At 69.2% G+C, this 25,993-nt stretch carries 23 protein-coding genes and 1 tRNA gene; 10 read left to right on the top strand and 14 right to left on the bottom strand.

Going from position 1 to position 25,993, the window contains the following annotated elements:
- Nucleotides 1-40 precede the first annotated feature (40 nt).
- Nucleotides 41-1,492, top strand: a complete 1,452-nt coding sequence (locus BJY22_RS07485) for a helix-turn-helix domain-containing protein (RefSeq protein ID WP_167204709.1) — start codon at nucleotides 41-43, stop codon at nucleotides 1,490-1,492.
- Between the two features lie 18 nt (nucleotides 1,493-1,510).
- On the opposite strand, the gene BJY22_RS07480 is transcribed toward BJY22_RS07485, so the two are convergent.
- A complete protein-coding gene (locus BJY22_RS07480) occupies nucleotides 1,511-2,038 on the bottom strand; it encodes a hypothetical protein (RefSeq protein ID WP_167204707.1) in 528 nt (175 codons plus the stop codon).
- A gap of 189 nt (nucleotides 2,039-2,227) precedes the next feature.
- Between BJY22_RS07480 and BJY22_RS07475 the strand changes: the two genes are divergently transcribed.
- The 4 genes from BJY22_RS07475 to BJY22_RS07460 all read left to right on the top strand — a co-directional run bounded on the left by BJY22_RS07475 (nucleotide 2,228) and on the right by BJY22_RS07460 (nucleotide 7,792).
- Complete coding sequence (locus tag BJY22_RS07475; protein WP_167204705.1) at nucleotides 2,228-4,393, top strand: (Fe-S)-binding protein; 2,166 nt, start codon at nucleotides 2,228-2,230, stop codon at nucleotides 4,391-4,393.
- Nucleotides 4,394-4,478: 85 nt separating this feature from the next.
- Nucleotides 4,479-5,273 carry a LolA-like protein gene (locus tag BJY22_RS07470; protein ID WP_167204703.1) on the top strand — a complete coding sequence of 265 codons (795 nt, stop codon included), beginning with the start codon at nucleotides 4,479-4,481 and terminating at the stop codon, nucleotides 5,271-5,273.
- 99 nt (nucleotides 5,274-5,372) lie between these two features.
- Complete coding sequence (locus tag BJY22_RS07465) at nucleotides 5,373-6,944, top strand: alkaline phosphatase D family protein (protein ID WP_238350307.1); 1,572 nt, start codon at nucleotides 5,373-5,375, stop codon at nucleotides 6,942-6,944.
- Nucleotides 6,941-7,792, top strand: coding sequence for a galactose-binding domain-containing protein (locus BJY22_RS07460; protein ID WP_202891025.1), 852 nt, complete (start codon nucleotides 6,941-6,943; stop codon nucleotides 7,790-7,792). The genes BJY22_RS07465 and BJY22_RS07460 overlap by 4 nt, the downstream gene beginning before the upstream one ends.
- 63 nt (nucleotides 7,793-7,855) lie before the next feature.
- Here the strand turns inward: BJY22_RS07460 and BJY22_RS07455 are convergent, their stop codons facing one another.
- Both BJY22_RS07455 and BJY22_RS07450 read right to left on the bottom strand, forming a co-directional pair.
- Nucleotides 7,856-8,305, bottom strand: coding sequence for a hypothetical protein (locus BJY22_RS07455; RefSeq protein WP_167204699.1), 450 nt, complete (start codon nucleotides 8,303-8,305; stop codon nucleotides 7,856-7,858).
- A gap of 160 nt (nucleotides 8,306-8,465) precedes the next feature.
- Nucleotides 8,466-8,539 (bottom strand) — tRNA-Gly (locus tag BJY22_RS07450).
- A 368-nt stretch (nucleotides 8,540-8,907) separates the two neighbouring features.
- Here BJY22_RS07450 and BJY22_RS07445 point away from each other — a divergent pair.
- Nucleotides 8,908-9,348 carry a MarR family transcriptional regulator gene (locus BJY22_RS07445; protein ID WP_167204697.1) on the top strand — a complete coding sequence of 147 codons (441 nt, stop codon included), beginning with the start codon at nucleotides 8,908-8,910 and terminating at the stop codon, nucleotides 9,346-9,348.
- Between the two features lie 146 nt (nucleotides 9,349-9,494).
- A complete protein-coding gene (gene dcd, locus BJY22_RS07440; RefSeq protein WP_167204695.1) occupies nucleotides 9,495-10,070 on the top strand; it encodes a dCTP deaminase in 576 nt (191 codons plus the stop codon).
- 55 nt (nucleotides 10,071-10,125) lie between these two features.
- On the opposite strand, the gene BJY22_RS07435 is transcribed toward dcd, so the two are convergent.
- From BJY22_RS07435 to BJY22_RS07420, 4 genes are all read right to left on the bottom strand, one after another.
- Nucleotides 10,126-11,625 (bottom strand): hypothetical protein, encoded by a 1,500-nt coding sequence (locus BJY22_RS07435; RefSeq protein ID WP_167204693.1) that lies wholly within the window; start codon nucleotides 11,623-11,625, stop codon nucleotides 10,126-10,128.
- Between the two features lie 124 nt (nucleotides 11,626-11,749).
- The gene (locus BJY22_RS07430; RefSeq protein ID WP_167204691.1) at nucleotides 11,750-11,989 is read right to left on the bottom strand and encodes a hypothetical protein; all 240 of its coding nucleotides are present in this window, start codon (nucleotides 11,987-11,989) and stop codon (nucleotides 11,750-11,752) included.
- A 134-nt stretch (nucleotides 11,990-12,123) separates the two neighbouring features.
- The gene (locus BJY22_RS07425; RefSeq protein ID WP_167204689.1) at nucleotides 12,124-12,960 is read right to left on the bottom strand and encodes a DUF4097 family beta strand repeat-containing protein; all 837 of its coding nucleotides are present in this window, start codon (nucleotides 12,958-12,960) and stop codon (nucleotides 12,124-12,126) included.
- Nucleotides 12,957-13,730 carry a hypothetical protein gene (locus BJY22_RS07420; protein WP_167204687.1) on the bottom strand — a complete coding sequence of 258 codons (774 nt, stop codon included), beginning with the start codon at nucleotides 13,728-13,730 and terminating at the stop codon, nucleotides 12,957-12,959. Before BJY22_RS07420 ends, BJY22_RS07425 begins: the two co-directional genes overlap by 4 nt.
- A gap of 112 nt (nucleotides 13,731-13,842) precedes the next feature.
- On the opposite strand from BJY22_RS07420, the gene BJY22_RS07415 reads away from it, so the two are divergent.
- The 3 genes from BJY22_RS07415 (at nucleotide 13,843) to BJY22_RS07405 (ending at nucleotide 19,562) form a co-directional block, all read left to right on the top strand.
- Nucleotides 13,843-14,637 carry an SDR family oxidoreductase gene (locus BJY22_RS07415; RefSeq protein ID WP_167204685.1) on the top strand — a complete coding sequence of 265 codons (795 nt, stop codon included), beginning with the start codon at nucleotides 13,843-13,845 and terminating at the stop codon, nucleotides 14,635-14,637.
- A gap of 180 nt (nucleotides 14,638-14,817) precedes the next feature.
- Nucleotides 14,818-16,947 (top strand): DUF8094 domain-containing protein, encoded by a 2,130-nt coding sequence (locus BJY22_RS07410; protein ID WP_167204683.1) that lies wholly within the window; start codon nucleotides 14,818-14,820, stop codon nucleotides 16,945-16,947.
- Nucleotides 16,948-17,057: 110 nt separating this feature from the next.
- Nucleotides 17,058-19,562 carry a polysaccharide lyase family 8 super-sandwich domain-containing protein gene (locus BJY22_RS07405; protein WP_167204682.1) on the top strand — a complete coding sequence of 835 codons (2,505 nt, stop codon included), beginning with the start codon at nucleotides 17,058-17,060 and terminating at the stop codon, nucleotides 19,560-19,562.
- Here the strand turns inward: BJY22_RS07405 and BJY22_RS07400 are convergent.
- The 7 genes from BJY22_RS07400 to BJY22_RS07370 all read right to left on the bottom strand — a co-directional run bounded on the left by BJY22_RS07400 (nucleotide 19,540) and on the right by BJY22_RS07370 (nucleotide 25,929).
- A complete protein-coding gene (locus tag BJY22_RS07400) occupies nucleotides 19,540-20,016 on the bottom strand; it encodes a MarR family winged helix-turn-helix transcriptional regulator (protein WP_167204679.1) in 477 nt (158 codons plus the stop codon). The genes BJY22_RS07405 and BJY22_RS07400 overlap by 23 nt on opposite strands.
- A gap of 23 nt (nucleotides 20,017-20,039) precedes the next feature.
- Entirely contained in the window at nucleotides 20,040-20,639 is a 600-nt protein-coding gene (locus BJY22_RS07395) for a DJ-1/PfpI family protein (protein WP_202891023.1), read from the bottom strand.
- 48 nt (nucleotides 20,640-20,687) lie between these two features.
- Nucleotides 20,688-21,845: an MFS transporter gene (locus BJY22_RS07390; RefSeq protein ID WP_167204676.1), complete on the bottom strand. Its 1,158-nt coding sequence runs from the start codon at nucleotides 21,843-21,845 to the stop codon at nucleotides 20,688-20,690.
- Complete coding sequence (locus BJY22_RS07385) at nucleotides 21,842-22,873, bottom strand: DNA polymerase III subunit beta family protein (RefSeq protein WP_167204674.1); 1,032 nt, start codon at nucleotides 22,871-22,873, stop codon at nucleotides 21,842-21,844. The genes BJY22_RS07390 and BJY22_RS07385 overlap by 4 nt, the downstream gene beginning before the upstream one ends.
- Before the next feature lie 91 nt (nucleotides 22,874-22,964).
- Nucleotides 22,965-23,483, bottom strand: coding sequence for an AAA family ATPase (locus BJY22_RS07380; RefSeq protein WP_337758341.1), 519 nt, complete (start codon nucleotides 23,481-23,483; stop codon nucleotides 22,965-22,967).
- Between the two features lie 15 nt (nucleotides 23,484-23,498).
- Nucleotides 23,499-24,650 (bottom strand): anhydro-N-acetylmuramic acid kinase, encoded by a 1,152-nt coding sequence (locus BJY22_RS07375; protein ID WP_167204672.1) that lies wholly within the window; start codon nucleotides 24,648-24,650, stop codon nucleotides 23,499-23,501.
- Nucleotide 24,651: 1 nt separating this feature from the next.
- Nucleotides 24,652-25,929: an MFS transporter gene (locus BJY22_RS07370; RefSeq protein WP_167204670.1), complete on the bottom strand. Its 1,278-nt coding sequence runs from the start codon at nucleotides 25,927-25,929 to the stop codon at nucleotides 24,652-24,654.
- Nucleotides 25,930-25,993 lie beyond the last annotated feature (64 nt).

Raw genomic sequence — 25,993 nt, 5'->3', positions numbered from 1 at the left:
CGCGACGTTGCACGGACGTTGCAACGTGGAGTGAGGTTGTATGGACGCACCGGAGCAGGCCCGCCGGTTGAGCGGGCTGTACGACGACGTGCTCGGCGGCAGCCGCCCCGGGACCGAGCCCCGGCCGCTGGTCGCCGCGTCCTGGGAACGCTCTCTCGCCGCCGCGGTCGACCCGGAGCTGGACGCGCCGCCGATGGTCCTCGAACAGCAGATGGTCGAGGAGCTCCGCGCCAGCCACCCGCTGCGCGCCGTCCTTCCGGTACTGCGGCAGACGCTCACCACGATCGCCGACGAGGCGTCGCACATCATGATCGTCACCGATGCCCAGGGCATGATCCTGTGGCGTGAGGGCGCCGCCGACGTGAAGCGCACCGCCGACCGGATCGCGCTGTCGGAGGGCGCGGTGTGGTCGGAGGACCAGATCGGCACGAACGGCATGGGTACGGCGCTCGCGGTCGGCAAACCCGTGCAGATCCATTCGGCCGAGCACCTGGTCCGCCGGATCCACGAGTGGACGTGCGCCGCCGCGCCGGTGCACGACCCCGACACCGGCAAGCTGCTCGGCGCGGTCGACGTCTCCGGACCGCTGCGCACGGTCCATCCCGCGATGGTCGCCCTGGTGACGGCCGCGGCCCAGCTCGCCGAAGGACAACTGAAGGTCCGGATGGCCGCCGCCGACGAGATGCTGCGCGCCCGCAACATGCGGCACCTGATGGCGCTCGGCGACGCGCCCGGTGCCTTGCTCACCCCGACCGGCCGGGTCCTCGCGGTCCAGCCGCTCGAATGGCTGCCGGACCGCCTCGTCGTACCGGAAGGCGCCGATCGCATCGATCTCGGCGACGGTCGCGAGGGCTTGGTCGAGCGACTCGACGAGGGCTACCTGTTGCGCATGCCGGGTACGCCGGTACGCCGTTCGCGCCCGTCCTTGCGGCTGAAACTGCTCGGCTCGGGTCAGCCGATCGCGGTCGTCGGCGGTCGCGAGATCGCACTGACGTTGCGGCGGGCCGAAGTACTCGCACTGTTGTTACTGCAGCCGACCGGGCTCACGGCCGAGCAGCTGATGCTGCAGCTGTACGGCGACGAGGGCAACCCGACCACGGTCCGCGCCGAGATGCACCGCCTGCGGAACCTGCTTGGCGGCGGCGTCCTCGACACCAAGCCGTACCGCATCGTCGCGGACGTCACCGGCGACGTGATCGAGGTCCAGACCCATCTCCGCAACGGCGATCTGACCGCTGCCCTCGCCCTGTACTGCGGCCCGCTGCTCGCGCGGTCGGATGCTCCAGCGCTGCGGGCCGAGCGGGACGAGCTCGACGCGACGCTGCGCCGCGCCGTCCTGGACGCCGCCGACGCCGACTTGCTCTGGCAGTTCGCGCAGACATCGGTCGGCGCCGAGGACCTCGAGGTTTTCGAGGCCCTCGAGGCCGGCCTGCCCGTGGACGACCCGCGCCGCCCGGCGGTCGCGGCCCGGCTCGCGCGGCTCGTCGACTGAGTGTCCGAGGTCCGCCCCTCACTCGCGACCGACGAGGATCCACATGTAGTCGCGGTTCTTGGTCGGGAACGTGGCGGTCCGGTTGCTCACTTCCTTGGTCTTCTTGCAGTCGCTGGTGGTGTACTTCCAGCGCACCACCTGAACGCGCCAGGACTGCTTGAGCTGGTGCAGCCGGCGGACCTTCCCGGCCGGCACCTCCGCCGTGTACGACCAACTGTCGGTCACTGCGTGGGACTTGCCCACGGTCTTGGAGTACTTGTTCTGGATCTCCGCGATCACCAGCGGGATGCTCACCCCGAGATCCCCGGACCACGACGAGTTCGACTCCGAGGTCGCGGTCTTCTGGTAGGTGATCCGGCCCGGCCCCTCCATCCAGTCGCTGTACAGGTTCGTGCCGACGTACACCTCGTGCCCGCCACGGGCGTACCAGTAGACGGTGCTGGTGTCGCACTTCTTGCCCGCGGCCGGTGCCGCGTGCGCCGCGGCCGGCACCACCAGACCGGTCGCGGTCAGTACTCCAGCAGCGATTCCCCGACGAAGACGCATCGTTCTCTCCCACCGAAACCGATTGACAGGTACTGCGATTGCAGTGGTTAGAAACTTACGAATCGGGCTATGCTGAAGGCAAGAAATCCTCTGTAACGCTGTGTGTAGGTTTGGTGACAGCGCAATTGGGGGCGTGACGAGCCCTACACAGACATGACTGACGAGTAACCAACCAATAACATCGCTGGTATGCAGATCCTCGCCATCGTCGTCTCGCTCGCGATCGCCGCTGTCGGTATCGCGTTGTTCGGCAAGACGATCGGGCACATGGTGTCCGTCATCAAGCTCGGTCAGCCGGCCCAGGGCCGCACCGGCGATCCCGGTCAGCGCACCGTCACGCTGGTCAAGGAGACGCTCGGTCACACCCGGATGCTGCAGTGGAGCCACATCGGGGTGCTGCACTGGTTCGTCGCGGTCGGCTTCGTCGGGTTGTTCCTCAGCCTGGTGATGGCCTTCGGCCAGCTGTTCGACGCGCATTGGGCGCTGCCGATCATCGGGCATTGGATCGTGTTCGAGTGGGTCACGGAGATCTTGACCTGGACCGGCCTGCTGGGCATCGCGGCGTTGATCGTGATCCGGTTGCGGCATCTGCCGAGCGGTTCCGAGGGCCGCTACAGCCGCTTCTTCGGTTCGCGGGCCTGGCAGGCGTACTACGTCGAGTACACGATCCTCGGCGTACTGATCTGCATCCTGGGCCTACGCACCCTCGAGTACGGGCTGGCCGCGCACCTCGGCGAGGCGTCGAAGTGGCACTTCCCGCTGACCTGGTTCCTCGGCGAGGCGGTCACCGACTGGCCGGAGTCCCGGCTGGAGAACGGCATCTACCTGGTCGCGATGATCAAGATCCTGATCTCGTTCGCGTGGATGATCACGATCTCGCTGAACGCCACGATGGGTGTCGCCTGGCACCGGTTCACCGCGTGGCCGAACATTTGGTTCAAGCGCGAAGCCGACGGCGGTACGGCGCTCGGCGCGCTGCAGCCGATCTCGGTCAACGGCGCACCGATCGATTTCGAGAACATCGACGAACTCGACGAGGACGCCGCGCTCGGGGTCGGCAAGGTCGAGGACTTCACCTGGAAGGGCCTGCTCGACTTCACCACCTGCACCGAGTGCGGCCGCTGCCAGTCACAATGCCCGGCCTGGAACACCGACAAGCCGCTGTCACCCAAGCTCGTGATGATGAACCTGCGCGAGCACGCCTACGCCAAAGCCCCCTACCTGCTCGCCTCGTCGGACGAGGAACGCAAATCACTGCCCGAACTGGTCCTGGCCGAGCAGGACAAACCGCTCGTCGGCCCCGCCGACGTCGCCGTCATCGACGAGGACGCACTCTGGGCCTGCACCTCGTGCGGCGCCTGCGTGCAGCAGTGCCCGGTCGACATCGAGCACGTCGACGCGATCATGGACATGCGCCGCTACCAGGTCCTGATCGAGTCCTCGTTCCCGTCCGAACTCAACGGGCTGTTCAAGGGCCTGGAGAACAAGGGCAACCCCTGGAACATGAACCCGTCCGGGCGGATGGACTGGGCCAAGGACCTGCCCTTCGAGGTCAAGCAGGTCGGCGCGGATGTCGAGTCGCTGGACGAGGTCGACTACCTGTTCTGGGTCGGCTGCGCCGGCGCGTTCGAGGACCGCGCCAAGAAGACCACCCAAGCCGTCGCCGAACTGCTGAACATCGCCGGCGTCAGCTTCGCCGTACTCGGCGACGGCGAAACCTGCACCGGCGACCCCGCACGGCGCTCCGGCAACGAGTTCGTGTTCCAGCAGCTCGCCATGCAAAACGCCGAGGTCTTCAAGGAGACCAAGGTCCGCAAGGTCGTCTCCACCTGCGCGCACTGCTTCAACACCCTCAAGAACGAATACTCCCAACTCGGCGTCGAGCTCGACGTCATCCACCACACCCAACTGCTGAACCGCCTGGTCCGCGACGGCAAACTCACCCCGGTCGCCCCCGCCGACAGCTCACTCAACGGCCAGAAGATCACCTACCACGACCCCTGCTACCTCGGCCGCCACAACCAGGTGTACGACGCCCCGCGCGAACTGCTCGACATCATCCCCGGCGCGGAGTACGCCGAAATGCCGCGCAACCAGACGAAGTCGTTCTGCTGCGGCGCCGGCGGCGCACGCATGTGGATGGAAGAAAAACTCGGCACCCGGATCAACCTCAACCGCACCACCGAAGCCGTCGAAACCGGCGCCGACAAAATCGCCACCGGCTGCCCCTTCTGCCGCGTCATGCTCTCCGACGGCCTCACCGCGAAGCAGGCCGACGGCTCGGCCCGCGAATCGGTCGAAGTACAGGACGTCGCGCAGCTGCTGCTCGCCTCGGTAAAACGCGGCGAAAGCTGACCTGCAACTAGCTGCAAACCCCTTCCTCCCCAGGTGGTCCAGACCATAAGATCCACCGTCTGCATCACCTGGGGAGGACAGCACGATGAAGCTCCGCGCCGCCATCGCCACCGCGGCCGCCGTACCACTCGCCCTCGGCCTCACGGCCTGCGGCGGAACCGAATCCACCGGCTACAGGCCGTCGGCTCCGTCCTTCACGCCTGTCAGCCCGATCGCGACCACGGCGCCGCTGAAGGCCGCCTCCGGAGCACACCTGAACACCGCCAGCTTCATGCCGGCGATGAAGAAGGGCATGGCCGGGAAGGACACCGCCCGGCTCACCATGCGGATGGTCGCCGGCCGGCAGACGATGACCATGGCCGGAGTGCTGTCGCTGGATCCGCTCGCCGCGCAGCTGGACATGAACGGCGCGGAGTTCGGCGGTCGGACGAAGATGATCCTGGTCGACGACGTCGTCTATCTGTCGACGCCTGAGCTCCCGGCCGGGAAGTACGTGAAGATCGACGCGAACTCCGACGACCCGCTGGCCCGGAGCCTCGGGGAGCTGCTGGAGCAGATGGACCCGACGAAGATCTACGACGCGTTCGACGCCGGTCTGCAGGCCGCGGAGTACATCAAGACCGAGACCCTGAGCGGCCACAAGGTCGACCGGTACGCAGTCACCGTCGATGTCGCCGCCGCCTTGAAGGCGCAGGGCGAGAAGGTGCCTGCCGGTATGCCGAAGCACGTCGTCTACACGATCTGGATGGGCTCGAAGGACCACCTGATGTACAAGGTCTCCTTCGACATGCAGGGCGTCTCCGCGACGATGACGGCGACGGACTGGGGCAAGCCGGTCACGATCGACGCCCCGGCGGCAAAGGACATCGTCAGCCGCTGACGGCCGGAACCGGTCATCTTCTCACCCTGTTGTGTGAACTTCTCGTAATCTCGCGTTACGGATGTGATCACCTCGGGATGATCGGGTGGGTGGATGCCGATGCGGAGTACTCGACGTAACTTCCTCACCGTCAGCGGGGCAGCGGCGGCGCTCGCGCTGGGCGGCAGTCTTCCGGAGATCAGGACCGCGGCGGCGGGGTGGACCGGCCGGGCCGACCGGCGGGATCCGTTCACGCTCGGCGTCGCGTCCGGCGATCCGTTGCCGGACGCGGTGGTGATCTGGACGCGGCTGGCCCCCGATCCGCTCGCGCCGTTCGGCGGGATGGACCGGCGGCCAGTCGAGGTCCAGTGGCAGGTCGCGGAGGACGAGCAGTTCCACCGGATCGCCCGAAGCGGGACCGCCCGGACCGGCCCCGAGGCGAGTCATTCGGTGCACGTCGACGTCCGCGGACTGCGACCGTGGCGGGAGTACTGGTACCGCTTCCGGGTGGACGGGCAGCTCAGCCCGGTCGGACGAACCAAGACCGCCCCGGCGTACGACGCGCAGATCTCCGAGCTCTCGCTGGCCTTCGCGTCCTGCCAGGCGTGGTGGGAGGGCTGGTACACGGCGTACGGCGACATGGCCCGGCGTGAGCACGACGTCGTGTTCTTCCTCGGCGACTACATCTACGAGTTCGGCATCGACCGCGGCATCCGCCCGCATTCGAACGAGCCGCACATCACCCGGCAGACCGTGACGCTCGACGAGTACCGGCAGCGCTACGCGGCGTACAAGATGGACCCCGACCTGCAGAGCGCGCACGCCAGCGCGCCGTGGGTCGTGACGCTCGACGACCACGAGGTGGTCGACAACTGGGCCGACGAAGCGCATCCGAGCGCGCCGCCGGCGCAGTTCCGGGTACGGCGAGCCAACGCGTTCCGCGCGTACTGGGAACACATGCCACTGCGCCTCTCGCAGCTGCCCAAGGGCCCGGACATGCAGCTGTACCGGCGGTTCAGGTACGGGCGGCTTGCGGAGTTCAGCGTGCTGGACACGCGCCAGTACCGCTCCGACCAGGCGTACGGCGACGGCACGAAGGCGCCAGGTCCGGAGACCAAGGACCCGGCGCGCACGATCACCGGCGCCGAGCAGGAGAAGTGGCTGCTCGACGGCTGGACTGCCTCGCAGACGCGGTGGAACGTGGTGGCGCACCAGACCGCGATCGCCCGGCTGGACACGAAGGAGGGGCCGGAGGTGCTGGTCCCGATGGACACCTGGGACGGGTACGAGGCGTCGCGCAACCGGATCCTCGGCGGCGCGGTGCAGCGCAGGATCCGCAACCTGGTGTCGATCGCGGGCGACCTGCACCGCAGCGTCGCGTCGGACCTGAAGCTCGACTTCGACGACCCGGCGTCCGCGACGGTCGGCACCGAGTTCGTCGGTACGTCGATCTCGTCCGGGATGGACGGTCAGGACCTGGATCCGGGCGGCGCGACGTTGCTGCGGGAGAACCCGCACATGAAGTTCGGCAACTTCCAGCGCGGGTACGTCAGCTGCAGCATCACGCCGCAGCGCTGGGTCTCCGACTACCGCGTTGTCGACAAGGTGTCCATCCAGGGCGGCACCGTGAGCACACGCGCCAAGCTCCTCGTCGAGGACGGCCGCCCCGGCATCGCGGAGGTACAGCAATGAGGATCCCCCGGCAGACCGTCGTCGCGGCCGGCACCGTGCTCGCCGCCGCTCTGCTCGGCTCGAGCTCGATGCCGAAGGCAACCTCCGACGTGGCGGTGAGCGTCGCGCCGGAGCGGCTGAACGTGGTCGGCCTGCCCTGCTTCCCGGGCAACCTGACCCTCACCATGACCAACACCGGCTCCGAGGACCGGTACGCCGACCTGACGCTCGAGCCGACCGGTCCGCTGCAGCTGTCCCGCACGCTCTTCTCGTCGTGGTTGCCCGCGGTCGACCCCGACCAGCCGGTCTCCGCCCCGGTCGAGGTCCGTGTTCCGCGCGACACCGCGCCCGGGAGCTATCAGATCGGCGTCGAGGTCGACCAGACGCGGGTGACGGTCCCCGTGACCGTCGACCCACTCCCGCCGAAGGGGGCCGGCGACAACCTCGCGCTCGGCGAGCAGGCGACGGCATCCTCCACGCACGGCAACTTCACCCTCTGCGGCGGGGTCGACGGCGACAACGACCCCGAGCACTGGGACACCCTGACCGGCTGGAACGACGGCACCCGCGCAGCGTTCCCCGACACGTACGACGTCGCGCTGGCGGCACCCGCGACGATCAACCGGGTCGAGCTCTACACGCTGGACTCTGTGAAGTACCCCGCTCACTTGAACGGCCTGCGCGACTGGGACGTCCAGGCCCGCGTCGCCGGCACCTGGCAGACCGTCGCCCAGGTCCGGGGCAACACGCTCGGCCACGTCACGACGACGTTCGCCCCCGTCCAGGCCGACGCCGTCCGCATCCTCTGCCTCGACGGCAACGACCACACCTACTCCCGCATCGTCGAACTAGAGGTCTACGGCAGCTGAGCTGCAGACGGTTGACCTGGGCAACAGCCGTGCCCAGGTCAATCGTTTGAACGAAACAGGCGATCAGCCGAGCGTCGCGAGCAGGGTCAGCAGCAGGGTCACGGCGATGATCCCCGCCATCAGGGCGAAGAACGTGCCGAGACCCTTCCGCTTCACCTTGCTGTGCCCGATGCTCCCGGACGTGAACTGGTGGAACGGCGACGCGTAGAACACCGGTACCGCCTGGTTCGGCAACACCGTGCAGTCGAGCGCGGCCTGGCCGTACACACGAATCCACTGCGAGTGGATATCGATGTGCAGCGGTCCGGCGAAAACCGGGATGTCGTTCCGGCCGTACTTGACGGACACCGGGTGACCGTTCAGGTGCACGGTCGGCGGGATCATGTTGGACGTCAGCGCACTGCCCTGGATGGTCAGCTGCAGCATCCCGGTCGGAACCTGCGGCTGCTGTGGCTGATACGGCTGCTGCGGCTGGAACTGCGGCTGGAACTGCGGCGGCTGCTGGTGGCTCATGCCGCCACACGATATGTCAGAACATCTCGACGAACCGAAACCTCTGACGGACCGAGCCGGTGAGCAGCTGCATCGGACCGGCGGTGTCGACCACCCGCCTCGAACACTTCCCGACCAACTCCAGAGGCCGGAAACAAGCCTCTGACCTGCGGGGATTCAGTGGAGCGGGTGACGGGAATCGAACCCGCACTGTCAGCTTGGGAAGCTGATGTTCTGCCATTGAACTACACCCGCGCGGCCGGTCTCCCGGCAGCGGTGAAGAGCATAGCCGATCCCGGGCCCCGCAACCACGCCGGGTCCGCGCGTCGAACCACCGTCCGGGAGCCGGAGCCGGAGCCGGAGCGGGAATCCGCGGCGGGTTGTTGCGCCGTCAGCGGCTCGAACCCGAGTTCGGTGCCGAATGCATCGAAAAGGGTCGTGCGGGCGGTTTGCACCGGGGGTTCTTGGGCAGTTTTTCACAAAGGGTACGTTCAGGACTGGGCAGGTTCGTCATCTTCTGGCAGATTAGAACGCGTTGCCGGGGGCAACATTCGACGCAACGTGAGGATACGGTCCTGGACCGGGCGAGATGGTTGCGGGGCAACTGGATGAAGGGGTGAACGGTGGCAACAGACGCAAGTGACGCGGTGGACAACCTGGAGAAGGAGCTCGTCACGTTGGCGCGGCGGCTGCGCGGTCTGCAGCGGACGCTGTCCGACGAGGCGCACCCGGACCTGGAGCCGGCGCAGTACGCGTTGCTGAACCACGTGGAGGAGCTGGCACCGGTGCGGATGGCCGACCTGGTGGCAGCGCTCGAGGTGGACAAGGGCCCGGTCAGCCGGGCCTGCGCGCGACTCGAGGAAGAGGGTCTGCTGAAGCGGGCGGCCGACAAGTCGGACGCGCGGGCGACCCTGCTGACGCTGACGGCGGCCGGCAAGCGCAAGCTGACGGCGGCCCGGAAGAAGCGGCACAAGGTGATCGAGGACCTGCTCAAGGACTGGTCGCCGACGCAGGTCAAGACCTTCGCCACCCAGGTGTCGAAGTTCAACAAGCTGGCCAACTGAAGATAGTTGCCTCAGGCCCACGGTCTGGTGGTGTGATCTCCGCCGGAGAGCTGAGGGCTCCGGACGACCCGCCACCAGACACCGGGAGACCGGCCTGGTGGGGACTGACGCTGTGCGGATGAGCAGCACGCTGCTAACGTGCGACCGTGCTGCTCTCCGACCGTGACATCTTGGCCGAGCTCGACGCGAAGCGGGTCCAGCTGGACCCGTTCGATGCTGCGATGGTGCAGCCGTCGAGTGTCGACGTACGGCTGGACCGGTTCTTCCGGGTCTTCGAGAACCACAAGTACCCGCACATCGACCCGGCCGAGGAACAGCCCGACCTGACCCGGCAGGTGGAGCCGGAGGGCGAGGAGCCGTTCATCCTGCATCCCGGTGAGTTCGTCCTGGGATCGACGTACGAGCTGGTCACGCTGCCCGACGACGTGGCCGCCCGCCTCGAGGGCAAGTCGTCGCTCGGCCGGCTCGGGCTGCTCACGCACTCGACGGCCGGGTTCATCGACCCCGGCTTCTCCGGCCACGTGACGCTCGAGCTGTCGAACGTCGCGACGCTGCCGATCAAGCTCTGGCCGGGGATGAAGATCGGCCAGCTGTGCTTCTTCCGGCTCTCCTCCCCCGCCGAGCACCCGTACGGCTCGGAGAAGTACGGCTCCCGGTACCAGGGCCAGCGCGGCCCGACGCCGTCCCGCTCCTACAAGAACTTCCACCGCAGCGACGTCTGACACCGAACAGACGAAAGGGCCCCGGGAAACCCGGGGCCCTTTTGTTCGGCCGACGTCAGGCAGTCGGCTTGAGGTAGATGCAGATCGACTCGACCTGGGTGGAACCGTAGTCGTTGCCGACCGGCTCCTGCCGGTAGACCCCGCCGTACGGCGACACGGCCTGCGGGGACCTCGGCTTGCCGTCGAAGAGGCCCATGTCACCGTTTCCGGGGGACTCGTTGCCGGCCGGCGAGTTGCTCTCGGACGGAGTGTCACCGGACGAGGGCGTGTCACCGGAGGACGGGCTGTCGCTCGAGCTCGGGCTGCTCGAGGAGGATCCGCTCGGCAGGTCTTCACCGGTCTTCGCGTCCAGCAGCACCGGCTGCGCCTCGGTCGACGCGTACAGGACACCGTGGTAGGCGGTGCTCACCCGGGGCACGACGCGGGACCCGGACTCGCTCGTGAAGCCCCAGGCCTTCTTGCCGGTCGCGTCGTCGAATCCGACGATCTCCACGGCCTGCCCCTGGACCCTCCTGGTCGTGCAGACGACCGCGGTCGCCTGGTCCGCGAAGCAGGTGACGTCGACGTCGGAGGTCGAGGGTGCCGCGGCCACCGTCTGCGTCACAGCGCCGGTCGACAAGTCGATCACGAAGAACGCCTCGCCCTCGGTCCCGCTCCCGTACTGCGTCTCCTTGTTGCCGTAGAAGTACGCGTGCTTGGCGCCGCCGGCCAGCGACTTCAGATAGGCCTGCTTCAGCGGGACCTGCTTCGTGACCTTCCCGCTCGCGCCGTCGACGAGCAGCACCGAGGCGTCCTTGGCGTTGGTGCCCTGCGCCTCCGTCGCGCCCGCGACCACGCCGTCGTGCACGGCGGCCGGGTTGATCTTCGGCACGATCGTGGACTTCTGCGTCTTGGGATCCGCGTACACCGTCTGGTACCCGGTGTCTCCCCGCATGGTCACGCCGACGGCGATCTGGCCGGTCTCCGGGTCGAGGGCAACGCCGGCGAGGTCCGGGGTCCCGTTCGCGATCTCGCCGGTGCCGTCCACGGTGCTCACCTTCGCGGACACCTCGGCGATCTTCTTGCCGGTCGTCACGTCGATCCAGTGGACGACGACCAGGCCGCTCGGCTTCTGCGTGCCGTTGCCCTTGTCGGATTCGGCGTACGCGATCACCGCGACGTCCTTGCCGTCGACCTTGGCCGCCATCGGCTTCGACGCGTCGCTGACCTTGGTGGTCTCGGCCTCGGCGGACTTGACCTTCCAGGAGTTGGTCGGGTTGGCGACGTCGTGGCCGCTGAGCCCCGCCCAGCTCCCGATCAGCGCGACCTGACCGGCGATGCCGACCTGGGACTCGTCCTGCATGGACCGTCCCTTCTCCTCGATCTCCGGGTACGCCGCGGCGGGGGTGAACGCCTTCGGCGGGTCGAACGACTGGAGGGTCGGCGTGGACGGCGTGGCCGAGGTGGTGGTCTGGCTGCCGTTGTTGGTGTCGGAGCCCGACTCGGACTTCTTGTCGTCCCCGCCGCAACCAGCCAGCAGGATCAAGGCAGCGGTGACAGCTGTGGTTGCCACCATCGGACGCAGCATCGTTGGTTTCTCTCCCAGGTCGCCGAGAATGATCGACTGAACGCTAGCAGTGTCCTCGGGTCCGTCCGGGAGTTATCCACAGGCATTGCAGCAACCTGCAGTTCTCGGTCTGTCAGCGGACGATCGAGAGCCCGGTCCCGCGGTGGCGGGGCTTGGGCTCGGTCAGGGCCCGGGCGGCCGGCTCGGCCAGACGGGCGGGCTCCAGCTTGTCGGCCAGCCGGCGCAACGCGCCCGCCACCCCCTTCCGCGCGCCGCCCCGGGTCCGCCCTTCGTTGTACAAGGCCCTCTCCTCGGCCGCCCGCACCCTCTCGGCGACGCGGAACCGGGCAACTTCCTCGTGGTTGGTGATCATGGTCCTGCTCCCCTCGTCATCCCCGTGCTGTGGTGTTTCGGCAATGCTTCGCCCAGGTCCCGCCCCCAGTGGCGGGACCTTGTTTCCGCCTGTATCAACCCAACGAACCCGGACGCGCCGGTCCGACAGGTTGGTCAGACCTTGACGACGGTGATGTCGCCCGAGACCGTGCGGGCGCGCAGCATCAGGGCGCGCTCTCCCTCGTCCGGCTTCTGGCCGGGCTGCAGGTCGCAGCGGATCCGGCCGGTGACGGTCTTCAGGTCCAGGTACGCCGGGAGTCCGTCCGGGACCCCGATCTGTACGTCGCCCCGGGCCGTCTCGGCCTGGACGCTCGGCCCGTCCGCGATCTCGACCCTGACGTCGCCGGAGCCGGAGGTGGCGACCGAGTGGTCGCGGATCCGCTCGATGGTGATGTCCCCCGAGCCGACCTTCACGGAGGTGGGGCCGGCGGCGTCGCCGACGTGGACGTCCCCGGAGCCGGTGCTCAGGCCGAGCGCGTCGGCGGCCTCCTCGATGGTGATCGAGCCCGAACCGGTACCGGCCCGGACCGCGCCGCCGGCGTCCTCCACCTTGACGTCGCCGCTGCCGGTGTTGACGCCGAGTTCCTTCTCCACCCGGGCCAGCGAGACGTCGCCGGAGCCGGTGGACAGCCGCGCCGAGCGCAGCGGCACAGCCGCGGAGATGTCCCCGGAGCCGGTCTTGACCCGGGCGTCGAGCAGCGTCGAGGTGGCGATCCGGACCTGGATCTCCGGCCCCCGGCGGACGTTCCGCGGGCTCTCGATGACGAGTTCCCCGTCGGTGACCTCGAAGATCACACCGTCGTCGTCGCCGTCGACCTCCATGGACACCACGGTGCCGTTGCCGTCGGGGTTGGCCCCGATCTCGACCAGGCCGGAGCCGATCTCGATCCGGATCCGCTCGATCCGCTCGTTCTCGTCGTCGATGAACTGGGTCGCGCTCCGGTCGCTCATTCCGCCCATCCCGTCAGTCGCTGGCCCGGGCCGTGGCCGCCACGGCGCCGTTCCTTGTCCTCGCGCCGCCGGTCCTTGTCGTCGCGGCGGCGTTCCCGGTCGTCACGCCGCCGGTCGCGCTCCCAGCGCCCGCGGTCCGTGCCGAAGACGCCTTCCTCGCCGAAGGGACCGTTCGGGCCGAACACGCCGTTCGGACCGAAGACGCCGTCGGGACCGAGCGGGCCGTTCGGACCCAGCGGACCCTCGGGGCCGAACACCGGGCCGCGCGGCGGGCGCGGCGGCCGGGGCGGGCGCGGTCCGCGGCGGCGCTCGCTGAGCTCGGTCATCACGGTGCGCATCAGCCAGGCGTTCGAGGAGATGCCCTCGGCGTCCGCGGCCTCGTCCACCTTGTTCTTGATCGACATCGGCAGCCGCAGCGTGATCCGGGCGGTCGGCTCGTCGGCGTCCGGCACGAACTGCTCGGCAGCCTCGTCGTCCGTCTCGTCCTCGATGTCTTCGTCGGTCTCGTCGGGACCGGTCAGCTGGCTGGGCGCCGGCGTGACCACGAACTCGGGGCGGCCGCCGGCCATCCGGAGCTCCACCGATCCCGGGGAGAGCTCACGGCTGATCTCCCCGGCGGCGTCGGACAGGGCTGAGATGAGGGCCAGGCGGCCCGCGTCATCCAGCGTGGCCCCGAGGCGCTGTGCCACGGAGCGAGTTTGCTCGTCGGCCAGGGCGGTCGCGTTCTCGACGCTCCGCCGGACCGACTCGAGGTAATGGTCAAGTTCCATGACAGCAAGCATGACGTCATGGTGACGTCAATGTCAACCCCAGTGATGTCATGAAGTCGTCAGGTTGGCGTCAGGCGCAGAATGGCGGGCAGCCGTCGACAGGAGCAAGAGCGTGTCCAGAGGAGTACTGATCACCGGTGCGTCGAGAGGTGTCGGCGCGGCCGCCGCGCAGGCGTTCGCGCGGGCCGGCGACCGGGTCGTGCTGCACTGCCGGGGTGCCGTCGGCCGCGCCGAGGAGATCCGCGCCGGCCTGCCCGGCGACGGCCACGCGGTAGTCGCCGCCGATCTCGGCGATCCGGCCGCGATCCCATCCCTGGTTGAGGAATCGGCCACCACGCTCGGTCGCATCGACGTCCTGGTGAACAATGCCGCGATGTTCGTCGACGAGCCGGTCGCGGGCTCCCGGCGGATCGGTCACCCGCTGGCCGAGACGTCGTACGACGAATGGGTCGCGACGTGGCGCCGTACCCTCGCCGTCAACCTCGAGGGCGCCGCGCACGTGACCTGGTGCGTGGCGCGACAGATGCTCGACACCGACCCCGCGGCCGGCGTACGACGGGGCGCGATCGTCAACGTGGGGTCGCGCGGCGCCTATCGCGGCGAGCCCGACGTCCCGGCGTACGGCGCCTCCAAGGCGGGACTGCACTCGCTCGGGCAGTCGCTGGCGGCATCGCTGGCGCCGTATGACATCACCGTGACGTCAATCGCGCCGGGATTCATCGCCACCGACATGACCGAGTCGTTCCTCGCCGGACCGGGCGGCGACGCGATCCGGGCCCAGAGCCCGTTCAACCGCGTCGCCACCGCCGAGGAGGTCGGGAACGCGATCTACTGGCTCGCCTCCCCCGAGGCGAACTGGGCCAGCGGTGCGGTCCTCGATTTCAACGGGGCGTCGTACCTGCGCTGACCTGCCCTGAAGCCCCTCGAGGCTCCGAATTGGGACGGAACCGTAACAGATCCCTGTGCGATCAGTTAGTCAGTGACAACGGGTGAGCTTCCGGATACTTGGAGAGTGGTCCGGACCTGTGATCCCGCCGTCCGGCACACCCGTCCGTGGCCGGGCCCGTCGTACAACGGGAGCCTCTTCATGCGTTTCGCCCGCATCACCCTGGGTCTGCTGCTGGCGCTGACCGGCCTCCTGGCCACCGCTGCCGGCGCCTTTGCGGCCTTCTGGCTCGTCGGCCCTGACAACACGATCTCGACCCCCAGCCGCGAGCTCGACAGTGCGGGCGTGGCGGTCGTCAGCGCTCCGTCGCTGCTCGACCGGCACGGTCCGACGCTGCGCGTGACCGTGGCCGGCGACAAGCCGCTGTTCGTCGGCGTCGGGCAGGACCTGGACGTCCGCGACTACCTCTCCGGGGCAGCCCACACCCGGCTGGTCCAGTTCGAGCCGCCGGCCAGGTTCGGCACGCAGGACCTCAAGGGCAGCACCGGCAAGCTGACGCCGCCCGGCGAGCTGGACTGGTGGGTCGCACAGTCCGCGCCCGGCTCGCAGTCGCTCAGCTGGCCGATCCAGGACGGCCGGTACGACGTCGTCGTGATGAACGCGGACGGTACGCCGGCGGTCGGCGCGCAGGTCACGTTCGGGGTCCAGGTGCACCGCTTGTTCGGCATCTGCCTCCTGGTGCTGGGGGCGGGTGTTCTGGTGCTCACCCTCGGGCTGGTGCTGATGCTGCGCCGCCGGCCGGCGCGGAAGGTGACCGAGAAGCTGGCGGACACGACCGAGATCCCGGTCATCAAGAACACCCGGATCCCGGTCCTGGTGTCGACGGCACCGAATCCGCGCCGGGACGAGGAGAGCGCCCCGGCTTACCGGGTCTCGCCGTTCGCCCCCGAGCGCGTGAGCCCGTTCGCGCCCGAGCGGGTCAGCCCGTTCGCGCCCACGACCGAGCAGTCCGCCACAGCAGAAGGCGACCCGGTCCCGGCCCCCGCGCCGGTCGAGGCAGCGCCCGCCCGGCCGACGCCCACCCGCCACTCTCCCGTCCAGGCGACCCCGGCCCGGACCGCCCCGGTGGCCGTTCCGGCGGCGCCGATGTTCATGTCGCCGGCGGCCGTCGCCCGGGCCAAGTCGCCGGCTCTGATCGGCGCCGGCGCCTCCCAGCGGTACGACGAGCCCGCGCGGCCGGCGTACGACGAACCGGCTCCGGCCACCGAGACGACAGCCGAACGCGACGACAGCCAGACCGTGCCACTCGCGGCGTCGCCGGAGTTCGTGAAGAGTGACGAGGCGGTGCGTCGCACGGCAGCGCTGCTGGCCAGTGGCGCGCTCCTGCTGACGACGACGAGCTGCGGACTGATGCCGCCGAAGAACACACTGACCGCCGACGACAGCCGTCCGGCCGTGACGCTCGCCGACGCCCAGGCGGTCGTGCAGCGGTACAACGAGATCAACAACCGGGCGAACCAGACCCGCGACGCCAAGCTGGCCGAGACGATCGAGGGCAACCCGACGCTCGCGCAGACCCAGGCGGGTTTCCTGATCGGACGCAAACTCGACGCGGCCGGCAAGGAGGTGTCGAAGCCGTTCAGCTACACCGACCCGGAGATCGGCGCGCCGCAGTTCACGGCGTACCCGATGCGGTTCGTGGTCAGCTCCGGCGTCTCGGACGCCCCCGGCAGCCGCCAGCTCGGCGTCTGGCAGCGGGACAGCGCCGGCAGCCCGTGGAAGCTGACGCATTCGGTCTACCCGTCGAAGTCGGTGGAGCCGCCGTCCGTCGACGGTCTGCGCACCCCGGAGACTGCCGACCTGAACAAGCTCCAGGCTCAGCCGGAGGCGGTCGCCAAGGACCTCGCCACCTACCTGACCGGTGGCGCCAAGTCGCCGCAGGCGAGGCTGTTCAAGCCCTCCCCTGGCCTCGCCAAGCTGCTCGAGCTGCGCGCCAAGTCGAAGGCCACCGACACCGCGGAGCCGTACATCGCGAGCGTCACCGACACGTTCGCGCCGTCAGGCGTACCGCTGACCTTCATCACGTCGTCCGGCGACGCGCTGGTGTTCCTCTCCCTCACCGAGCGGTACCTCCAGCGGGTCGAGCCAGGCTCCAACGCCTACTGGACCAGCGGCGAGGCGACGGCGTTCAGCAGCATGGTCAAGTACACGCAGACCCTGCACCAGGACTACCTGCACCAGGTCGCGCTGGTCATCCCGGCGAAGTCGTCCGGGGCCGCCGTACAGATCCTGTCGATCGATCCGCAGCTCGTCGGCGCGGGCGGCGCCTGACGGCTCACTGGAAAAGACTTGCTGAGATGTCAGCGGCAAGCCGTTGCTGAAAGATAGTTCCGGCTGGTTCACTTCCCGGGTTAGGTTTTCCCATCCGCCCGGGAGTACCAGTGGAGCTCACGCGCCGCCATTTGCTGTCGTTCGTCCCCGCCACCGCACTCCTGACCGCGGTCAGCCCGGCGCCGACCGCCCACGCCGCCAAGGAAGTGATGACCGCCGGACCGAGCCAGCTCCTCACCAACGCGATCGCCATCTACGCCGGTACGCCGGAGTCGAACTCCCGCCCGGAGGTCGCCGCCAAGGTCACCGCGATGGACAACACCGCCCGGACCTGGCTGACCGCGCTGGACCGCGCCGGCGCCGGTGAGCTCTTCGCCGGCCTCCCCCTCGGCACCAGCGATCCGAATCTGAGCGCGTCGTACCAGCACCTCTACGAGATCGCCCTCGCCTACCGGCGTCCCGGACCGGCGTCGGACCTGCAGGGCAACGAGCAGGTGCGCGCGCGGATCGCGGAGAAGCTCGGCTGGCTCCACGACAACTACTACGGCGACCAGTCGAAGGGGTACTACGGCAACTGGTTCCACTGGGAGATCGGCATCTCGACGTACGTCTCCAAGACGCTCGCCCTGATCGACGCCCCGACCGACCTGATCACGCGGTACGTCGCCTCGATGGACGCGTACCTGCGCAACGGCAAGGACGGCGACGTCGACCTCGACTCGCGCTTCCACACCGGCGCGAACCTCGTCGACATCACCGCGAACCGCGTACTCCAGGGCGCCCTGCTGAACGACGACACGCGGATCCGGAAGGCGCTGCAGGACCAGTTCACCGTCTTCGCCACGGTCGACCCGTACAACCTGCAGCACGGCGTCACGGACGGGTACTACGCGGACGGCTCGTTCATCCAGCACGCCTCGGTCGCCTACACGGGCTCGTACGGGAAGGGCCTGCTCAGCAGGGTCGTGCAGACCGTCAAGGTGCTCGCCGGGACGGAGTACGCCCAGAGCGACGACCTCGTCGGCGTGGTGCAGGGATGGGTCGAGCACGGGTTCGCGCCGCTGATCTTCGAGGGCTGGATGATGGAGATCGTCAAGGGCCGCGCGGTGTCCCGGACCACCACCGGGTACGCCGACGTGGCGGTGATCGTGGAGGCGATCGTCGACCTGGCCGACTACGCGACCGGCGACGACGCGGCCCGGCTGAAGTCCTTCGCGAAGTTCACCGCGCAGCCGACGATCAACCCGAACAGCTTCGCGTCGCCGGTCAGCATCGCGCGGTTCGCGGACCTCAAGGCGGATCCGTCGATCGTGCCGGCCGATCTCAACCCGGCGGCGAGTACGACGGCGTTCAACGCGATGGACCGGACGGTGCACCGGCGGTCGGGGTACGCGTTCGCGCTGTCGCGGAACTCCGAGCGGATCAGCAAGTACGAGTACATGAGTGGCGAGAACCTGATGCCGTGGTTCCAGGGCGACGGCGCGCACTACCTGTACCTGGCCGGTCAGGACCAGGCGCAGTCGTTCGGCATCGACTACTTCACCACCGTGTCCCCGTACGCGCTGGCCGGGGTCACGGCGCCGGTCGAGACGCGGAAGTCGATCCCGGAGCTGTACGGGACGGCGTACTACGACAACCCCGCGCTGGGCTTCACGGCCTCATCGGAGTCGCAGAACACCTACGTCTACTTCCCGGTCGGCACCAACGCGTACTCCGGTGGCGCGACGCTGGATGCGTACGGCGCGGTCGGGTGGGTGCAGTCGGACGACTTCGCGTACGCGTCGCGCGACGTACTGCCGGACGACTTCGTGGTCTACAAGAACGCGTCGGCGACCAAGTCGTGGTTCCTGCTCGACGACGAGATCGTCGTCCTCGCCGCCGGCGTCCGCGACGCGGACCGTGCGGTGACGACAACCCTGGACACCCGCATCGCCGGCCCGTCCGATCCGGTGACCATCACCGGCGTACGACGGGACGGTCAAGCCTGGAGCGGCGCTGGAACAGTCGACCCGCAGTGGCTGCGCTACACCAACGGCAGCGTCGCGGTCGGGTACCACTTCCTGCAACCGACCCAGCTCGCGGTCGATCTCCAGAGCGTCACCCGCAGCCGCCGGGTAGTGCGCACGTCCAACCCGGACACCGCGGTCACCAAGCAGGTCTTCGCGCTCACCACGAGCCAGCCGGCCGGTGCGGCGCGCTCGCTGGCCTACACATTGGTGCCCAACGCAACAGAATCAGTCCTGCGTTCGTACCAGCACGGGCGCATCCGCCTGCTGTCCAACACGACCAAGCTCCAGGCGATCGAGCACCTGGGCCTGCGCCTCACCACCGCCAACACCTTCACGCCCGGCGTCCATCATCTTGCTGGGGTGGCCGTCGACGGTCCGGCTTCACTGATCATCCGTCGTGAGACCGGAAGCGTGCAGGTAGCCGTCTCCGATCCCACGACGCAGCGCGACACGATCACGCTCCACCTGCAAGCGCAGTACCTGAAGCCCGCGGCTCCCGTCGACGGGGTTCGCGTGACGCGCACCGTCACCGGGACCCGCTTGACGTTCAGCACGCGGCACACCTACGGGAGGAGTCTCGCGATCAAGCTTCTTCCAGCTTGGTGATCAGAGCCTGCATCGTGGTGAGCGTCGTCCGGAGGTCGTCGAGGTCGACGGACTTGACGACGTCTTCGGCCCACGGGTGCTGGGCGATCGAGATCTGGCGGATCGCCCAGTAGCCGGCCTCAGTACAGGCGAGGAGCTTGGCCCGGCGATGGGCCGGGTTCGGGCGGTACTCGGCGAGACCGCGCTCGACCAGCAGGTCCGCGATCCGCTGGACGCCCTGCCGGCTGACGCCCATGATCCGCCCGACGTCGGCCACCGAACGTGGCTCGTCCAGCACACCGCCGAGCACCTGCCACCAGGCCGCCGTGAGTCCGCCGTGCGCGGCGAGCCCCTGCGCGGCCTCCATGAGCCGCGCGTTCAGCCGGAAGGTGGCGAGGACGACGTCCGTCAGCACCACCCCACCCTCCGACTGCCTCCCGGGCTTCGGCCACTCCTCCCGCGGTGGAACAGTCATCGGACCATCATCGGGTACGCCGGTCACCCGACCAGGGCCGGGTACGCCGTGGCGTCGGCGCGGTGGAACACGCCCTCGTATGCCTCCAGCTTCCGCTCGTCCGCGAGCGCGAGCCGCTGCAGCACCGCCCGCGCGAACTGCACCGGCGAGTCCGGCCCCGCCGTGATCAGATCCCCGTCGACGACCGCGCGCGCGTCGACGTACTCGTCCCCGCCCTGGTAACCCGTCGCCTGCAGGTACTCCTTGGCCGCACTCGTGTGCTTCCGCTCGTCGAGCAACCCGGCCCGCGCCAGCCCCGCCGTCGCACCGCAGATCGCCGCCACCGGCACACCGGCATCCAGGAACTGCGCCGCCAGCTTCGCGAACGCCTCCCCACCTCCGGCATCCCACTGCACCGATCCGGCCAGCACCAGCAGATCCCCCGCGTCCGGCTCCACGTCCGCGATCGTCACATCCGGGACCACCCGCATCCCGCCCATGGTCACCACCGGCTCCAGCGACTCCCCCACCGTCACCACCGACCACGGCACCCCGGTGAACCGCCCCGTCCGCAACTCCACCGCCAGATGCCCGATCTCCCAGTCCGCCAACGTCTCGTACACCGCTACATATGCCGTCTTCATAGACAGCATCTTGTCATCACGACAACATGTTGTCAAGAAGCTGTCTACTCAGGAAGGCGGTTCGAGGCGGAGGAGGGTGAGGCCGGCGAGGGCTGTGGCTGCGGCGGCGAGGGTGAGCGCGTGGTGGACGTCGAGGGCCGCGAGGAGATTGGTCGACGCAATCAGCGGGACGGTCTGGGCCAGGGACAGCAGGGATTGGAGTCGGGTCAGGTGTGATCTCGGCGTACTGCGGACGAAGACCGGCGCGAGGTGCGATGTGAAGAGGCCGATGCCCAGGCCCTGGACTACGGTCGCGCCGACCGCGGCCGGGACGGACGGCGCGAGAGCCAGGCCCGAGATCCCGAGCGCCGCGAGGAAACAGCCGAGACCGCCGGCCACCCCGGCCCGATCGAAGGTGCCGAAGCGTGCCACCACGACCGTCACCAGCAACCCGCCGCAGACGTTGCCCGCGACGACAAACCCGGCCTGCGCAGCCGTCCAGCCCTGCGACCGGGCGAGCAGCGGAACGCACAGCGACGTCACCGGCAGTACGAATGCGGCCACCACCGCGACCACGAGCAGGATCTTCCGCAGCACGCGATCACCGACGGCAACCCGCAGTCCGTCCACGGCTGCACGGACGACCGACGGGCGATCGGTTTGCGGAGGCACGTCGTACGGCGGTCTGAGCAGGAGCAGCACGAGGAACTGGATCGCGAACGTCACGCCGTCGACCATGAGCGCCCCGACCAACCCGACCGTCGCGATCAGCAGACCGCTGACCGGACCGCCGGCGAGAGTGATGATCTGAGTGGCCGACGTCCGCAGTGCCATTGCTCTAGGCAACTGATCGTCGGGCACGAACAGTCGCGGGAGTACGCCGGCCGCGGGCAAGGCGAACGCGTCGACGGTGCCGACGACGATCGACGTGGTGAGCAGGAGGCCGGCGGAGACTCCGCGGACACCGACAACCGCGGCGAGCAGGAAGCAGCACGCGCCGACGATCGCGGTGCAGGCGAGCAGCAGCCGGCGTGGGCCGATCCGGTCACCGAGCACACCACCGAGCAGGAGGAGTACGGCGCGCGGCAGGGTGAATCCGGTCAGCACGAGCGCGGCGACCCGTGGCCCGATGCCCGTCGCGGCCCAGCCGAGCGCGAAGAACAGGACGGTGTCGCCCAGAACCGAGAGCGTGGAGCCTGCCAGCCAGCCGTAGTACGACCAGTTCACCCGTCCAGCCGGACAGGCATGACCAGCGTGGTGAACGTGCCCTGATCGGCCGAGCGTACGACGACCGGCCGGGCGGGCTCACAGATCTCGAGCAACACGTCCGGCCCGACACTCGCCTCGAGCGCGGCGGCCAGCAGACTCGCGGTGAACCCGATCCGCACCGCCCCCGACCCGATCGCGTCGAGCTTCACGTCGTCGCCGATCCGCAAGCTCTCCGAGTCAATGTCCAGAGCAACAACGTCCCGCCCGGCGAGCGCCTCCAGCAGTCCCACCCGATCCACCACCACCCGGCAAGCCGGCGGCGCCAGCCCGTCCAGGATCTGCTCGTACGCCGGATACTCCGCATCCACGACCGCCAACTCACGTGACTCGTCGCCCCGCACCAGAGTCAGCCCGCCGTCCACCTCCACCCGCACGACGTCTCCCGCCGCGGCCCACCGACTCACGTCCGCGAGCTCGTCGGCGCGCACGAGCACCCGCGTCGACGTCCCACCGAACTCCACCGGCCGTACCGTCCGCACCGCCAACCGGTACCGATCGGTCGCCACGAACGTGACCTCCTCCGGCGAGAGCTCGATCAACACACAGCTCAACACCACCTCTAAGCCCTCGCCCGCGTCGGCGGACCCGGCAGCGGCGGTAGGGGCCACCTGGCGGATCGCACTGGCCAGTTCGGGCCCGCCCAGTACGGCCGTGGTGTTCCGGGCGAGGAGTTGGGTCAGGAGCCGGGTGGCGGCTTCGCGAGTCGCGGTGGACTTGGCCTCGAGGGTGCGGAGGTGCGAGCGGATCAGGTCCGCGACCTCGGCAGGTGGTGCGTCGAGCGCGAGGCGGACGTCGGGGAGCGGGAGGTCGATCTCACGGAGGTCGCGCAGCAGGCGGGCGCGGTCCGCCTGGGCCGGGTCGTAGTACCGGTAACCGTTGGTCGCGTCGACCTCGGCCGGTGGGAGCAGACCGCAGTCGTCGTAGAACCGCAGAGCACTCGGCGCGAGCCCCACCGACCGCGCGAACTCACTGATCGTCAGCCTCATGCGCCCGACCCTCACCCTTGCACCCACTCGAAGGTCAACCGGGCTTTCCGGAAACAATCCGGCACTATCCGGCAGAAATGTTCCGGAGAGCTCACCCGCGGAGCCGGCCCCACAGGCTGAGGGTCTTGCCGAAGCGTTCACCGCGGATCCAGTCCAGGATGCTCTTCGCGGACCGCTCCGGCGCGACGTCCCCACGCACCGACCGCGGTACGAGCTTGCGGATCTCGGCCGCGTCCGCGATCGCCTCCTCGATCGCAGCCTCGGGCCACCCGCGCCCGGCCAGCCGCTTGCGCCGTACCGCGTCCGAGCAGTCCAGATGCAGCCAGCGCCCCTCGGGCAGCTCCGCCGGAAGCAGCGGCGAAAGCAACAGCACCGGGATCCCCGAGCGCCGGATCAGCTCGGTGATCCGCAACCACAGCGCGTTGTACGCCGGCCAGATCGGCGTCGCCGTCGGACTCGCGATGTCGATCCCGAGCAGCCGGCCGTTGTCGTCCAGCAGCTCGTCCATGTCCATCACGACCAGGTTCCCCGGACTCAGCCGGACCAGCTCCGGCACGACCGTGGACTTCCCGGACCCGGGCGCCCCGGTCACCACGAACAACCTCGTCACAGGACTAGTGTGCGGTCAAGCCACCACGAGGCGCACGGGTGGTCGTGCCTCGCCGGAGATCGTGGGCAGTCCGCTCCGGCCGGGGGTCACCGAGCCGAGCACGCTGGAGTGCGCGGCGCCGGTGCAGCTCGGCACCGTCCCGCCGAGTCCGTGCACGGTGAGGAAACCCAGTACGGCGAACGCGTACGCCTCCTTCGCCGCCGACGGCACCCCCAACTCGTCGGTGGTCCGGACCGGAATCTCCAACTCGTCCGCGAGCAGATGCATCAGCACCGGGTTCCGGATCCCGCCGCCCGACGCCACCACCTCGGTCCCGCCGTACCGTCGTACCGCATCGGCGACCGTCCGCGCGGTCAGCGTGGTGACGGTCGCGACCAGGTCCTCCGCCGGGATCTCGGGCAGTCCCTCCATCGCGCGCGCGACGTACGCGAGGTTGAACAGCTCCTTCCCCGTCGACTTCGGCGCCCGGCGCCCGTAGTAGGGCTCGGCCAGCAGCCGCGCCAGCAGTTCCTCGTGCACCTGCCCACGCGCCGCCATCACCCCGTCCGCGTCGAACGGCCGCCCGGTCAGCTCCGTCACCACCGCGTCGATCAGCGCGTTCGCCGGACCGGTGTCGAAGGCAACCGGCTCGCCGTGCACGACGGTGATGTTCGCGATCCCGCCGAGATTCAGCGCCACCGGTACGCCGGGACGCCCGCGCAACCACAGCACGTCGATGATGCTGACCAGCGGCGCACCCTGCCCTCCCGCCGCCACGTCCCGCGCCCGCAGGTCCGACACCACCGGTACGCCGGTCACCTCCGCGATCCACGCCGGCTGACCGAGCTGCAACGTCCCCCGTACCGACCCGCCGTCGACCCAGTGGAACATCGTCTGCCCGTGCGACACGATCAGGTCCGCGTACCCGCCGCACAGCTGCTCGACCGCCTGCTGCGCGACGGCCGCGAACGCCTGCCCGATCCCGGTGTCGAGCCGGCACACCTGCTCCATCGTCGTCGGCGCCGGCGGCAACGCGGCCGCGACCGCCGAGCGCAGCTCCGCCGGGTACGGCTGGCTCAGCAGGCCCAGCGGCGTCAGCACCAACTGGTCCCCGTCCAGCCGCAGGTCCGCGGCCGCGGCGTCGATGGCGTCGTACGACGTCCCGGACATCAGGCCGATCACTCGCATGTCAGTCCCGCAACTCCCGTCGGTGGTCGTCCCCGCGCAACGTGAGCAATGCGATCACACTCACCGCGCACGTGACCACCACGTACCAGGCCGGGATGTCGACGTTCTTCGTCCGCTTGATCAGCTCGGTGATGATCAACCCGGCCGATCCGGAGAACACCGCGTTCGACAGCGAGTACGCCAGGCCGAGCCCCGTGTACCGCGCCCGGGTCGGGAACATCTCCGCGAGCATCGCCGGCCCCGGGCCCGCCATCAGCCCCACGACGAGCCCGGCCGCGAACACCGCGAGCCCCTTGGCGGCGTTCCCCGACTCCTTGTCCTGCAACAGGTTCATCAGCGGGAACGCCAGTACGACGACCAGCGCCGCGCCGGCCACCATCACCGGCCGCCGCCCGATCCGGTCGCTGAGCCACCCGGCCGGGAGGATCGACACCGCGAAGCCGGCGTTCGCGAGCACGGTCGCGACCAGCGCCTGCTGGAAGGTCGCGTTGAGCGTTGCCTGCAGGTACGACGGCATGACGACCAGGAACGTGTAGCCGGCCGCCGACCAGCCCATCAGGCGGCCGATGCCGAGAGCGATCGCCTTCGCCACCTCACCGGCCTCGGCCGGCCGCGGCTGCTCCTGGACGCGGGTGAAGTTCGGGGTTTCGTCGAGCTTGAGCCGCAGCCACAGCGCGACCAGGCCGAGCGGCAACGCGACCAGGAACGGCACGCGCCAGCCCCAGTCCGACAACGCCTCCTTGCTCAGCGTCGTCGCGAGGATCGCGGCGAGCCCGGCGCCCGCGAGCAACCCGAGCGCGACCGTGAACGACTGCCAGGCGCCGTACAGGCCGCGCTTCGTGCGCGGGGCGAACTCGGTCATGATCGACACGGCGCCGCCGAACTCACCACCTGCCGACAGGCCCTGCAGCGCGCGCACCAACGTCAACAGCCAGGGCGCGGCCGCACCGATGGTGGCGTACGTCGGCAGCAGGCCGATCAGTGTGGTCGACAGCGTCATCAACAGCAGGACCAGGATCAGCGTCGGCCGCCGTCCGATCCGGTCGCCGACCCGCCCGAACACCGCGGCCCCGATCGGCCGGAAGAAGAACGCCAGCGCGAACGAGGCGTACGTCTTGATCAGGCTCTCGGCGTCGCTGGTCGCCGTACTGCTGAAGAAGTTCGCGGCGATCACGGTCGCGAAGAAGCCGTAGGCCCCGAACTCGTACCACTCGACGAAGTTCCCGACCGTCCCGGCCACCAGCGACCGACGGGTCCTGACCTCGGTAGCGTTCCTCATCCGCTCCTCTTTCGTAACTTTTTCCCACCCCCAGGAACCACCTTGGTCTATGACTAACCGATCC

This window comes from Kribbella shirazensis (genome assembly GCF_011761605.1).
In the GTDB taxonomy this organism is placed as follows: domain Bacteria; phylum Actinomycetota; class Actinomycetes; order Propionibacteriales; family Kribbellaceae; genus Kribbella; species Kribbella shirazensis.
The sequence above is the reverse complement of the archived record's forward strand: the minus strand, read 5'-3'. Positions and strand labels throughout refer to the sequence as shown.